The sequence below is a fragment of the Streptomyces dangxiongensis genome (assembly GCF_003675325.1).
GTDB classification, from domain to species: domain Bacteria; phylum Actinomycetota; class Actinomycetes; order Streptomycetales; family Streptomycetaceae; genus Streptomyces; species Streptomyces dangxiongensis.
Genome location: NZ_CP033073.1, coordinates 2,946,844 through 2,959,660, shown reverse-complemented (window position 1 = coordinate 2,959,660; position 12,817 = coordinate 2,946,844). Strand labels below are relative to the sequence as shown.

The following is a 12,817-nucleotide window of genomic DNA, read 5'->3' as shown; positions in this document are numbered from 1 at the left end:
CTTGAACGAACGGGACGGCGTCCTCCCCGAGTCCCGCTCGGTGACGAGCATGCTCCCGGGCATCATTGTAGGTATCGAAGTAATCCTTCTTCTCCTTCGAAGCGCCGGTTCCGCTCTTGCACTCAGGGGAAAGGCCAAGCGGGTCTGCCCAGAGATGCGGATTCGGTGCGTAGGTCGTCGGGTTCGGTGCGGGAGTGAGACCGAGAGGGTCGGGGGAGATGTAGCGAGCTGTTTCTGGGTCGTAGTGGCGGAAGTAGTTGTAGTGGAGGCCCGTTTCTGGGTCGTAGTACTGGCCTGGGAAGCGTAGGGGGGGTGTATGTCGTGCTGCTTGTCGACCAAGCCGTTGTGCCCCACAGGGTGCTTCGGGTGTGCCAGGCGATGTCGCCCTGTTCGTCGATGAGTTCGCTCGGGGTGCCGACCAGGTCCGTGACGATGGCGAAGAAGCGGGAGTCGATCTCCCGCTGCGGGGCGTCGGCCGCTGTGATGCGTTCCGTCTGGGACAGCGGACGCAGGCCCTGGTGGTCCCAGGTGAGGGTGACCGGGTGGGGGAGGGCGACGGAGGTGGTCGTCTGTTCGCACAGGGTCGTGCCGTCCCAGGTGAAGTCCACCCTCTCCAGCACCGTTTCCCCGTCGTCCGCCAGCCGGAGTTTCGCCGTGCGGCGGCCGAGGGGGTCGTAGGTGTAGCGCCAGCGGGTGCCGTCCGGGGTCACCACCGACGTCAGGCGGTCCTCCGCGTCCCACGCGTAGCGCCAGGTGTCCGGCTTGCGGGACAGGCGGGTCTTCCGGCGCAGGACGATGCGGCCCAGGGCGTCGTGTTCGTAGCGGACGTCGCCGGCTCGGGTGATGCGGGTGCCCACGTACGAGCGGGAGCCGACCGCCTCCGCGCCCGGGTGGTCCGGTGGCCAGGACGCCCGGGTCTGGTTGCCCGCCTCGTCGTACGCGTACCGTTCCGTCCACCCCGCCGCGTGGACCGCCGTCACTCTGCCCGTCGCGTCCAGATCGAAGTGCCGGGAGCCGGAGAGGTGGTCCTCGATGCCGGTCAGGCCGCCGTCGGCACGGTAGGTGTACCTCCGGTGCTGGACTCTGTGGCCGTGTGTGCCGGTCACCGACTGGGTCGTCAGGCGGCCCAGGGCGTCGAAGGTGTGTGCTCCAGTGTGACCGCCGCACCGACCTGGCGGGTCAGTTCGCGGCCCGCCTCGTCGTACGTGAAGTCGATGGCCCGGCCCGAGGCCACCATGCCCGTGCGGCGGCCTGCCGCGTCGTAGGACCAGGTGGAGACGGCGCCGGTCGGGGTCGTGCGGCCCGTGCGGCGGCCCAGGGTGTCGTACGTGTACGTCAGCGTCCTGCCGTCGACCGTCTCGGAGCGCAGGCGGCCGTGGCGGTCGCGCAGCAGCGTCAGCGTCGTGCCGTCCGGGCCGGTCGCCGCGGCGAGCCGGTCGGTCAGGTCGTAGGCGTAGGTCGTGACCCGGCCCGCCGCGTTCTTGGTGAGGACCTGGCCGAGTTCGTTGCGTTCGAACGTCACCTCCTGGCCGAGCGCGTCACGGCGGGAGGCCAGGTGTCCCGTCGGGTCGTAGGAGTACGTCAGGACACGGTCGTCGAAGTCCGTCTCCGCGCGCAGGCGTCCGGCCGCGTCGTACTCGTACGTCCAGGTCAGGCCCTGTGGGTTCGTGACCCGGGTGAGGCGTAGTTCCGTGTCGTGGTCGAACTCGTAGCGGATGCCGTCGGGGCCGGTGCGGGCGGTCAGCAGGTCGAAGTGGGTGTACTCGAAGCGCGAGACGCCGCCGAGCGGGTCCGTGTGGCTCGTGCAGTTGCCCTCGCCGTCGTACGTCCATGTCTGAGTCGTGCCGTCGGGGGCCGTGCGGCGCGTCAGGTTGCCCTCGACCGACCACGCGAGCAGTGTCGTGGCGCCGGCGGGGTCCGTGATCGCGGTCGGGAGGCCGAGCACGTTCCGTGCGTAGTGGACGGTCGCGCCCAGTGGGTCGGTCACCTCCGCCGGAAGGCCCGAGCGGTCGCAGACCACCCGTGTCATGTTGCCCAGCGGGTCCGTCACCGAGGTCAGGTGGCCGGCCGCGGTGTAGGTGAAGCGGGTCGTCCGGCCCGCCGGGTCCGTCACCGACGTGCGGTTGCCCCGCTCGTCGTACGTCTGGTGGATCACCGTGCCCGCCGGGTCCACGACCTTCACCGGCAGGCCCAGCTCGTTGTACTCCGCCCTTGCCTCGCGGCCGTCCGGGCGGACGACGCGGGTGAGGTTGCCGGTCCCGTCGTACTCGAACGTCGTGGTGCGGCCCAGCGCGTCCGTCGTGGAGCGCAACCGGTGGTGGCGGTCGCGGACGTGGTGGACGGTCGCGCCCAGCGGGTCGGTCTCCGCCACCACCTGCCAGGTCTCGTTGATCAGGTAGCGGTGCGCGTGGCCCTCGGCCGTCGTCGCCGTCGTCGTGCGCAGCCCCGTCCGCGGATCCGGGCCCTCGTACGTCAGGCGCACGGTCATGTGGCCTGCCGCGCCGCTCTGGGCGGTGCAGCGGTCCCGGTCGTCGTACTCGTACGCGTAGCCGCGGTCGTTGGTGTCCGTCCAGGACGTGATGCGGCCCCGCTCGTCGTACGTGAAGCGCAGGGGCAGGCCCGAGGAGTTGACGACCTCGGTGAGGTTGCCGTCCGTGTAGCCGAAGCGCTTCAGTTCCTCGCCGGTCGCGGTCAGGTGGTACGCCGTGACGCGGCCCGCGTCCGTGGTGATGCGGACGCCTTGTCCGGCGCTCGTGAGGACGCCCAGGGGCGTGCCCTCGGCGTCGTACTCGAAGGTGGTCCAGTTGCCGTTGCGGTCGTCCACCTGTTCCAGGACCGCGAGGCCGGGGCCCCGGTCGGCGAAGTGCCAGGTGCGGTGGGTACGGGGGTCGGTGACCGTGTAGCCGCCGTCCACCCGGTCCAGGGGGAGGCGGGGGCCGTGGCTCGCCAGGGTGGGCAGGCCCGGGGCCGGGTGGGGGTACGACAGGAGCCGGCCGTCCTCTGTGACGAACACGACGCCCTCCGCGTCGATCTCCAGGCGCTGGTCCAGCGTCGAGGACCAGGACGGGCCGAACCACCGGCCCAGGCGGTAGCCGGACTCGGCCCGCCGGGTGAGGAGGAGCGGCAGCACGCCGGGGAGGGCGACGTCCGTCTGCGGCAGGTACATCTTGCCGGTGGCCACGTCGACCGGGTCGCCGCAGCTCTTGGTGCTGTTCTCGTCGTGCGAGTGCCGCGCCGGGTTGCGATTGACCGTGGCGCGGGCCGACTTCCCCGCCGCGCCCTCCGCTCCCGCCCGCGCCTCCCGGGCCGCCGCGGCCTGTGCCGCCTGGCGGGCCAGGCCCGCTTCCGCGGCGTCCTTCGCCAGCCCCGCCTCCATGCCGATGCCGTCGGTGCCGAAGAACTGGGGAATCATGCGGCCGCCGAACTCCGACGGGTCCTTGCGGAACTCGTCGTACATGGTCTTCGCGGTGCGTTCGGGGGTGGGCACCGCTGGAGACCAGGCCGGAGAGCGTCATGCTGACGTTCTGGAGGTAGGCGGCCGGGTGGGTGACGTTGTAGGGGTCGGCGGGGTCCAGGCCGCGGACGAAGTCGACCAGGCCGGCCGTGCCCTTGAGGGCGCCGCCCGTGACGTGGGTGAGTTCGGTGGCGGTGGACCGGAAACCGTCGCTGAGGTCGTGCTCGACGCGTTGCAGGGGCGGTGGTTCGGCGGGGGCGTGGGCCAGGGCCGCCCTGACCTTGCCCTGGGCTTCGGAGGCAGCGGTGTTGCGCTGCTTGCGGGCCTCGGCGAGCTTGTGGTGCGCGGCCCGGACATCCGCCTTGCCCGGGTCGTGGAACGGGCCGGGTCCGGGGCCGGGATCCCCGTCCGTCTCAGCCTTGGCCTTGTACGACTCGGCCTTGTGCCGGTAGGTCTCGAACGCCGCCCTGGACGCCTTCACGCCCTTGTCGTAGAGCTCTACGGCCTCCCTGGCCTGCCCCTGCGCCCACTGGACGGTGTCGGCGTACGCCTCCAGCGCCCCGGCCGCCGCCTTGCACGCCTCGGCGGCCCGCGCCCACTTGGCGGGGTGGACGCCGAACTTCTCGCGGAAGGCGTCGCCGCCCTCGCCCTTCCAGCCGGAGGAGTCGACCTTCCTCAGTCCCCGGCCGACCTTGTCGAACGCGCCATGGAAGTCCCGCAGGTGCTTGGCGCTCCCGCGGATCTTCGCCGGGCTGCCGTGGACGAGTTCGTTCGCCTCGTCGCTCTCGCCGAGCCGCTGCTCACCCGGGGTCGCGCCCAGGCCGGAGGCGATGCCGTCGCCCCAGTCCTCCACCACGTCGGCCCACTTGTGCGCACCGAGGCGGTCCAGGCCCTCACCGACCTTGTCGGTGGTGTAGTCGACGCCCTTGCCGAGGAGCTTCTTGCCGTCGTCGACGAGGTGCTCGCCGCCGCTGAGCAGTGAGTCGGTGATGTCTCCGATGCCCATCAGCCCGCACCGCCCCGCTGTTCGGCGGCGGCCTCGGCACGGGCCTCGGGGGAAGGGGCCGAGGGTGTCGTCCAGGATCCGGTCGTACCGGTCGTCCGGGATGCCGAACGTCTCGTGCAGGTCGGCCGGGTTCAGGCCCGGCGGAGCGACGGTGTGCGAGGTCATCACGTCGCGTCCGGCGTCCTTCCAGCCCTGCGCGCTGTTGATCCCGGCCCGTACGAAGGACTCCTTGCTGTAGTCGACGTCACCGCCGAACGCACCGGATTGGACGATGTCACCCCAGCCCGTCTTCTCCACGTCCTCCTCGGAGGCGTACGGATTGCCGACGGCCGCGTTGGCGACGACCTTGAAGGCGCCCTCGACGTACCGGTCGTTCTCGTAGTACGTGCCCGCCGCCAGGCCCGTCTTCATCGCGAAGCCGTTCCCCTCGTCGACCAGCGAGCGCACGCCCCACTCCCAGCGCTCGCAGAACGACTTGAAATCCCCCGTCAGCCCCTCGTGCCCCAGTTCCAGCCCGGTCAGCGCGATCTCGCAGAAGCCGCGTCCGGCCCCGGCCTGCCCGACCATGCCCAGCTCCTTCAGCTCGCCCAGGGCGTCGGTCAGCCCCTTGGCGATCAGGTCGAGGCCGTCGGCCCTCAGGTCCTTGCCGCTGTCGGTCACTGTCCGTCCCCCGTCCCGCCGTCCACGTCCACCGCCACCCTGTCCGGCACGACCCCGCGGACCGGGGGGAACACCGTCCCGTCCGCACCGTCCGCGCAGTCCAGCGCCACCCCGCACGGAACCCCCGTCGCCGGCACGGCCGCGTCCAGCAGGCGGGCGCCCAGCCACCGCTGGTACGGCCACTCCCGGTCGCCCTCGCCCCGGGCCAGCGCGAAGCGGGCCAGGGCCCGTTCGTCCGAGAAGGCGTAGAACCAGCGGACACCGCCGAGGTCCGCGGTCAGCGGGCTTCCGTCCGCGGCGTCGAGGGGGACGAGTACGGCCGTACGCCGGAACTCGCCCAGCAGGGCGGCGAACGCGCGGCGCCCGCGCGCGACGGCTTCGGCGGCAGGCCCCTCGGACGCCTCCGGGGCTGTGGTCCGCTCCTGGTCGGAAGCGGTCGGTTCCGCGTAGTCGTACAGCCGTGACCTGCGGGCATGCGCCGCCGCGTCGGCGTCTCCCCCGTGCTCAGCCATGTCCGGGATCATCACATTCGGACATCGGCGACCGCAACGCGATACGGGCCCGACCGGTCAGGTCCGGCCAGCCGCAGCGTGCCTCCCGGTACGCGACAGCGCCCGGACCGTGGGGGGTCCGGGCGCCGGTCTCGTCGTGCGGGTCAGGTCACGGCATGGCGTGCACGTGCGCCCCCACCGAGTTGGACCAGGCGTTGCCGGACGCCGCGTCCCAGTTCGTGGACCAGGTCATCGCGCCGCGCAGGTCGGGGTAGGTCCTGGACGGCTTGAAGGTGCCGCAGCCCGTGCCCTTGGCCAGGCAGTCCAGGGCGTTGTCGACCACCGTCGGGGAGACGTAGCCGCTGCCCGCGCCACTCGGTGACGCAGGCAGACCGAGGCCCACCTGGGACGGGGCGAGGCCGCCCTGCAGTTGGATGCAGGCCAGCGCGGTGAGGAAGTCGACGGAACCCTGGCTGTAGACCTTGCCGTCGCAGCCCAGCATGGAACCGCTGTTGTAGTACTGCATGTTGACGACCGTGAGGATGTCCTTCACGTTCAGGGCCGTCTGGAAGTAGGCCGCGGACGTCGACTGCATGTCGATCGTCTGCGGGGCCATCGTGAGGATCAGGGACGAGCCCGCCTTCGACGACAGGGCGCGCAGCGCCTGCGTCATGTAGGTCGCGTTGAGGCCGTTCTCCAGGTCGATGTCGACGCCGTCGAAGCCGTACGTCTGCATCAGCGAGTGGACGGAGTTGGCGAAGTTCGTCGCCGAGGCGGCGTCGCTCACCGACACGGAGCCCTTCTCGCCGCCGATCGAGATGATGACCTTCTTGCCGGCCGCCTGCTTGGCCTTGATGTCCGCCTTGAACTGGTCGACCGTGTAGCCGCCGAGGCCGGCCGAGTCCAGGCTGAAGGACACGGCTCCCGGCGTCGAGGTCGCGTCCGCGAAGGCGACGGCGATGATGTCGTAGGCGGAGGGCACGTCGGACAGCTTCTGGACGGTCGCGCCGTTGTTGAAGTTCTGCCAGTAGCCGGTGACCGCGTGCTTGGGGAGGGTGCCGCCTCCGCCACCGCCCGTGCCGGCGGACGTCGTGCCCGTGACCGACGCCGACTTGGCGGACTCGCCCGCCGCGTTGGTCGCCGTGACCTGGAAGGTGTGGGCCGTCGAGGCGGACAGGCCGGTGATCACCGCGGACGTGCCGGTCACCGCCGTCACCTTGGTGCCGTTGCGGTAGACGTTGTAGCCCGTCGCGCCCGACACCGTGGACCAGGACAGCGACACCGAGGAGGACGTCGTGCCGGTCACGGAGAGGCCGCCCGGCGCCGCCGGGACCGTCGGAGCGGGGTCGCTGCCGCCGCCACCGCCGCCGTCGGGGCCGTACACCGAGACGTCGTCGGCGTAGTAGGCCGCCTGGCCGTACCAGCCGTGGGTGTAGACGGTGACGGACGTCGTCGACGCGCCGGTCGTGAACGTCGTCGAAAGCTGCTTCCAGGAGGAGGAGTCGGGGGTCCAGGTGGAGACGTCCGTGGTGCCCGTGCCCGTCACGCCCAGGTAGGAGTAGCCGCCCTGCACCCATGCGCTCAGCGTGTACGTCGAGTCGGGCTTCACCGCCACCGGCTGGGTGCACTGCGCGTTGTCCTGGCCGGCCGGGCTCGCCTTGAGGGCTGCGGAACCGCCGTGGGCGGGGGAGGCGACGGTCGTACCGCTGCCCGCCGTACAGGTCCAGTTGGTCAGGCCCGACTCGAAGCCGGCGTTCTTGACGTTGTTGACGTCCGCCGCGGAGGCCGGGGTGGCGGCGAGGCCCGCGACCGAGAGGGCGAGGGCGGTGGCGGCGGACCACGTCGCGAGCCGCCGTCCGCGGGGTCTGGGTATGCCTGGTGCGCGGTCCACAGGGAGCCTCCGGTGGGGAGTTGGCGGGGAGAGGGGGAGAGCACGGTGGCCACCGCTCGCCACCAAGTTGGTCCAGACCAATCCGGGTGTCAAGGGGTCGAGGCTGAACCCGTTTCCGGCCGGGGGCTCAACCTGTACCGGTTTGATCGGACTTGCGCCGGGAGACTTCCACACCGGCTCCACAAACGCTGTTCTCCGGCCATACGCCCGTGGATACAGTGCTCAGGTAGTCACGCAATGAAGTCGTCCGGCGCACGGGAGTCACACCGGTGGGCCGGAGGGTGTGAAGAGCGGGGAGCTGCGCGTGCCAACTGCCATCGCCGTGACCAGTGCCGACATGGCACTGCCGGCGCAGGACGAACGGACCATGCCCGCCGCCGTGCTCAGCGGCCTCGACGACAAGCCGCTGGACCACGCGCTCACCGAACTCCACACCCTCACCGAGCAGTACGGCCATGTCGTCGTCGTCTGCTCGCAGGCCACCCCGGAACCGGTCGTACGGCGGCTGTACACCCTGCGCTCGCTGCTGGAGAGCGACCGCATCGCCCTGTTCCGGCCCGGGCTGCCGCCCCTCGGGGTCGCCGTCCTGGCCCGGCAGCTACGCCAGCTCGCCTCCTGCGACCTGAGCCCGGGCGTGCTCGCCTCCGCCGGACGGCTGCTCACCCACTACCTCCACGCCGGCGCCGTCCTCGGCTCCGTCGCCAAGCTGGACCGGGTGCCCGTCGGACTCAAGGCGCACGCCCGGTCCTGGATGCCCGGAAGCCAGTTCGCGGTCGTCGCCCACCCCGAGCCCCAGCTCGTCAAGGTCGCCCCCGGCGCCACCCTCGACGGACCCGAGTTCGGCACCTGGATGCTGCTCGCCAAGGGGCAGTTGCAGAGCGACTGGGCCGCCGGGCTCGGCACGGCGTGGAACGTGCACGGGCTGCGCGAGACCCCGCTGCCCGCCGAGTCCCCGGTGTGGTGGGGGACCGGCCGCCTGGTCGAGTTCTGCAGCTACCTGGCCGACCTCTCCGTCCTCTACCAACTCGTCACCTCCGTGCGCCGGACGAGCTGCCACTGGTGCGGCATGGACGTCATCGGCGACCGCTGCGTCTTCTGCTCCGCCACCCCGCCCGCCCACGAGCCGCCCCGCGCACCGGACCGGCGGACGCCCGCCTGACCGGCCCGGACACCGCCCTCACATCCCGCTCGACCGATTCCCCCCAATGAGGTTGCACGGTTCATGAACTCCCGTCAGCGCCGCGGCGTGATACTCCTGATCCTGTCGGTCCTGTGCGCTCTCGGCGCGTTCGCCGGCGTGCTCTCCGTCGTCCACGACGCGAACTCCAAGGTCGGGCCCGAGGTCACCGCCTACCGGGTCAGGTCCGAGGTGAAGCCGTACACCACGCTGGACACGGGCCAGTTCCAGCGGATCCGGATGCCCAGGCGGTGGCTGTCCGACAACGCCGTCACCGACCTCCGCGGGCTCCGCGGCAAGATCGCCGTGACCACGCTGCACCCCGGCTCGCTGCTCCAGACCGACATGATCGTGGACCGGCCCGCCCTCCGGCCCGGCCAGCAGGAGGTCGCCATCATGATCGACGCGGCGACCGGCGTCGCCGGCAAGATCACCCCCGGGTCACGCGTCAACGTCTACGCCACCTTCGAGGGCAAGAAGGAGGGCGATCCCGACCAGTCGAAGATCATCGTCACGAACGCGCGGGTCCTCGACGTCGGCCAGATCACCGCCCTCGACCCCGACCGCGACAAGAACCAGCAGCCCACCGAAGCCGTCCCCATCACCTTCGCGCTGTCCACCGTCGACGCCCAGCGCGTCACCTACGCCGAGTCCTTCGCCCAGCGCGTCCGGCTCGCGCTCGTGGCACCCGGCAGCGAGACGAGCGTCCCCGACAAGGACCGCACCTACGAACTCGCGACGGACAAGTGAGAGGCGGCCATGCCCACCAGGATCCTCCCGGCCGGCGCGGACCCGGACGCCGTCCGCTCCCTCACCACCCTGCTCAGCCAGCTCCCCGACGCCGAACCACAGCCCCCGGCCGGTGACTCCACCGAGCTGGTCGACACCCTCGCCCGGCTCGCCGCCGAATCGGTCGGGGAACTCCCGGAAGTCGTCGTCGTCCACGAACGCATCGGCCCGGTACCGGCTCTGGAGCTGGTCCGGGAGATCGCCCTGCGCTTCCCGGCCGTCGGCGTCGTCCTCGTCACCACCGACGCGAGCCCCGGCCTGTTCGCCGCCGCCATGGACGCCGGCGCCCGCGGCCTGGTCGCGCTCCCGCTGTCGTACGAGGAACTCGCCGGCCGCGTCCAGGCCGTCGCCCAGTGGTCGACGGGCGTACGCCGTCATCTCGGCCACGGCGCCGACGTGACCGGCGGGGCCGGCGGCACGGTCGTGACGGTCAGCGGCGCCAAGGGCGGCACCGGCGCCACCCTCACCGCCGTCCAGCTCGCCCTCGCCGCCCAGGCCTCCGGCCGTGCCACCGTGCTCGTCGACCTCGACCTCCAGACCGGCGACATCGCCTCCTACCTGGACATCCAGTTCCGGCGCTCCGTGGTCGACCTGGCCGCCATCACCGACATCTCGCCGCGCGTCCTCGCCGACGCCGTCTTCCGCCACGACACCGGCCTAACCCTGCTCCTCGCCCCCGGCGAGGGCGAACGCGGCGAGGAGGTCACCGACCGCGCCGCCCGCCAGATCGTCAGCGCCCTGCGCGCCCGCTACGAGATCGTCGTGGTCGACTGCGGCTCCCAGCTCAGCGGCGCGGGCGCGGTGGCCGTCGAGACGGCCGACACCGCGCTGCTGGTGACCACCCCGGACGTCATCGCCGTACGCGCCGCCAAACGGACCGTACGGATGTGGGACCGGCTCCAGATCCGCAAGGCCGAGGAGACGACCGTCGTCGTCAACCGGAACGCGCGGACCACGGAGATCCAGCCCGCCCTGATCCAGCGCATCACCGGCACGGCCCTCGCCCGCACCGCCGTCCCCGCCAACTTCAGGGAACTGCAAGGGGTCGTGGACGCCGGACGGCTCCACGAGCTGGACGGCAGAAGCACGGTGAAGCAGGCGCTGTGGGCGCTCGCGGGGGAGCTGGGGCTGGTGAAGGCGGGCGAGGGCACCCACCGCGGCACGGGCCGCGGGGCGGCCGGACTACGGCGGCGGAAGGAGTGAGCGGCCCATGAGACGGGGTGGAGACCGCGGGGACCGGCGGGGTCGAGATCGCGCAGGTCCCAAAGGCCGCGGGGACCGCGGACAGGTCAGTGTCGAGTTCCTGGGGATGACGCCGCTGATCGTCCTGACGCTGGTGCTCGTGTGGCAGGCCGTGCTCGTGGGGTACACCTTCACGCTCGCCGGGAATGCTGCGGACGAGGCGGCGCGGGCGGGAACGGCGGCACCGCGGGGCGGCGCGCGGCAGGCGGCCTGCTCGGCGGCTGGGCTGAAGCACCTGTCGGCGGCATGGAAGGGGAGTGCCGAAGTGGACTGCAACCCGAGCGGCTATGTGACGGCCCGGGTCACGCTGCACGTACCCGTCCTCTTCCCCGGCCTGATCGACTTCCCGGTCGAGGTCAGGGGCCACGCCGGGGCCGTCGAGGAGGTGAAGCGCTGAGATGTCGTACCGGCGCACACGACGGGACGCGGGCCAAGTGGCCATCGAGTACCTGGGGTTCGTCCCGGTCCTGCTGATCGTGGCCATGGCGGGCATCCAGATCGGAGCCGTCGCCTACGCCGCCGAGCAGGCCGGTACGGCCGCCCGGGCCGGGGCGCGGGCGGCGTCCCTGGGGCAGGACGCCCAGCAGGCGTGCGCGCAGGCGGTCAGCGGCGCGCTCTCGGTGGCGTGCGGCCCGGACGGTGGCGGCGCCGGCTCGGTGACGGTCACCGCCACCGTGTCCGTCCCGCAGATCGTCCCCGGCTGGCACTTCGACCCCGCCCGGAAGTCCGCCACCATGCCGCTCGACCACCAGGCGAGGAGCAGCACCCCATGAGCCTGCGGGCACGCATCAACACTCCCGAGGACCACGGCAGCCGGGGCGGGGACGGGCACCTGGTCGCCTCCTACCGGGCCAAACTCCTGGAGGAGATCGACCTCGCCGAGATGAGTTCGCTGGCCGCCGCCGAACGCCGGGCCCGGCTGGAACGCGTCCTCGGGCACATCATCAGCCGCGAGGGCCCGGTCCTGTCGACCGTCGAGCGAACCCAGCTCATCCGCCGGGTCGTGGACGAGGCGCTCGGCCTCGGCATCCTCGAACCGCTCCTGGAGGACACGTCGGTCACCGAGATCATGGTCAACGGCCCCGACGCGATCTTCGTGGAACGCGGCGGCCGGGTCGAACAGCTTCCGCTCCGCTTCGTCTCCACCGACCAGTTGATGCAGACCATCGAACGGATCGTGTCGACGGTCAACCGCCGCGTGGACGAGTCCAACCCGATGGTGGACGCCCGTCTGCCCTCCGGCGAACGCGTCAACGTCATCATCCCGCCGCTGTCCCTGACCGGCCCCATCCTCACCATCCGCCGCTTCCCCCGTTCGTTCACCCTCCAGGAGCTGATCGGCTTCGGCTCGCTCGACGAACACATGGTGTACCTGCTGGCCGGGCTGGTGCAGGCCAAGTTCAACATCATCGTCTCCGGCGCGACCGGCACCGGGAAGACCACCCTGCTCAACTCCCTGTCCGGGCTGATCCCGCCGCACGAACGCATCATCACCATCGAGGACTCCGCCGAACTGCAGCTCCAGCAGACCCACGTGGTCCGTCTGGAGTCCCGCCCGCCGAACGTGGAGGGCAAGGGGCAGATCACCATCCGCGACCTGGTCCGCAACTCCCTGCGCATGCGCCCCGACCGGATCGTGGTCGGCGAGGTCCGCGGCGGCGAGTCCCTGGACATGCTCCAGGCGATGTCGACGGGCCACGACGGCTCCCTGGCCACCGTGCACGCGAACAGCGCCGAGGACGCCCTCACCCGGCTCCAGACCCTGGCCTCCATGTCCGACGTCGAGGTCCCCTTCGTCGCCCTGCACGACCAGATCAACAGCGCCGTCGACGTCATCGTCCAGCTCACCCGGTTCGCCGACGGCGCCCGCCGCATCACCGAGATCGCGCTGCTCGACAGCCACGGCGGAGAGCCGTACCGGCTGGCCACGGTCGCCCGGTTCGACGCCCGGCCCATGACGTCCGACGGCCGTGTCCACGGCACCTTCCAGTACTTCCCGCTGCCCCGCCGCACCGCCGACCGCCTCTACATGGCGAGCCAGCCCGTCCCGCAGGCCTTCGGCGTCGCCCACCGCGCGGACCAGCTCGCGACCCGAGAAGCCAGGTAG

At 71.7% G+C, this 12,817-nt stretch carries 8 protein-coding genes and 1 pseudogene; 6 read left to right on the top strand and 3 right to left on the bottom strand.

Annotated features, from left to right (window positions below):
- Positions 1–124: 124 nt before the first annotated feature.
- The 3 genes and pseudogenes from D9753_RS39330 to D9753_RS12990 all read right to left on the bottom strand — a co-directional run.
- A pseudogene (locus D9753_RS39330) lies at positions 125–4,460 on the bottom strand (putative T7SS-secreted protein); the annotation flags it as partial.
- Between the two features lie 656 nt (positions 4,461–5,116).
- Entirely contained in the window at positions 5,117–5,632 is a 516-nt protein-coding gene (locus tag D9753_RS12995; protein ID WP_240468129.1) for a hypothetical protein, read from the bottom strand.
- A gap of 148 nt (positions 5,633–5,780) precedes the next feature.
- Positions 5,781–7,502, bottom strand: coding sequence for a chitinase (locus D9753_RS12990; RefSeq protein WP_121787175.1), 1,722 nt, complete (start codon positions 7,500–7,502; stop codon positions 5,781–5,783).
- Between the two features lie 283 nt (positions 7,503–7,785).
- Here D9753_RS12990 and D9753_RS12980 point away from each other — a divergent pair, with 283 nt between their 5' ends.
- The 6 genes from D9753_RS12980 (at position 7,786) to D9753_RS12955 (ending at position 12,817) form a co-directional block, all read left to right on the top strand.
- Entirely contained in the window at positions 7,786–8,661 is an 876-nt protein-coding gene (locus D9753_RS12980; protein ID WP_121787174.1) for a hypothetical protein, read from the top strand.
- A gap of 63 nt (positions 8,662–8,724) precedes the next feature.
- Positions 8,725–9,429, top strand: a complete 705-nt coding sequence (cpaB, locus tag D9753_RS12975; RefSeq protein WP_121787173.1) for a Flp pilus assembly protein CpaB — start codon at positions 8,725–8,727, stop codon at positions 9,427–9,429.
- Positions 9,430–9,438: 9 nt separating this feature from the next.
- The gene (locus D9753_RS12970) at positions 9,439–10,671 is read left to right on the top strand and encodes an AAA family ATPase (protein ID WP_121787172.1); all 1,233 of its coding nucleotides are present in this window, start codon (positions 9,439–9,441) and stop codon (positions 10,669–10,671) included.
- Between the two features lie 106 nt (positions 10,672–10,777).
- On the top strand, positions 10,778–11,107 hold the full coding sequence (locus D9753_RS12965) for a pilus assembly protein (RefSeq protein ID WP_163010693.1): 330 nt from the start codon (positions 10,778–10,780) through the stop codon (positions 11,105–11,107).
- 1 nt (position 11,108) lies between these two features.
- A complete protein-coding gene (locus D9753_RS12960) occupies positions 11,109–11,483 on the top strand; it encodes a TadE/TadG family type IV pilus assembly protein (protein ID WP_121787170.1) in 375 nt (124 codons plus the stop codon).
- Positions 11,480–12,817, top strand: a complete 1,338-nt coding sequence (locus D9753_RS12955) for a CpaF family protein (protein ID WP_121787169.1) — start codon at positions 11,480–11,482, stop codon at positions 12,815–12,817. The genes D9753_RS12960 and D9753_RS12955 overlap by 4 nt, the downstream gene beginning before the upstream one ends.